Source organism: Streptomyces roseoverticillatus, assembly GCF_000719265.1.
GTDB classification, from domain to species: domain Bacteria; phylum Actinomycetota; class Actinomycetes; order Streptomycetales; family Streptomycetaceae; genus Streptomyces; species Streptomyces roseoverticillatus.
Genome location: NZ_JOFL01000084.1, coordinates 1 through 244 on the forward strand (window position 1 = coordinate 1; position 244 = coordinate 244).

General features: G+C 70.1%; 1 protein-coding gene. It reads left to right on the forward strand.

The features are described from left to right. Window positions 1-244 (forward strand): phosphoadenosine phosphosulfate reductase domain-containing protein (locus tag IF61_RS0131920; RefSeq protein WP_030370034.1); only part of this gene is annotated, 244 nt, incomplete at both ends.

A 244-nucleotide genomic window follows, 5' to 3' on the forward strand; every position in this document is an offset into this window, starting at 1 on the left:
GGTGGCGGGGGAGTTCGAGCGGCCGGTGCTGCTGTTCTCCGGCGGCAAGGACTCCATCGTCATGCTGCACCTGGCGCTGAAGGCCTTCGCCCCCGCGCCCCTGCCGTTCGCCCTGCTGCACGTCGATACCGGGCACAACTTCCCCGAGGTGCTGGCCTACCGGGACCGGGTGGTGGACGGGCACGGGCTGCGCCTGCACGTCGCCTCCGTACAGGAAGCCATCGATACCGGACGGGTACGGGAA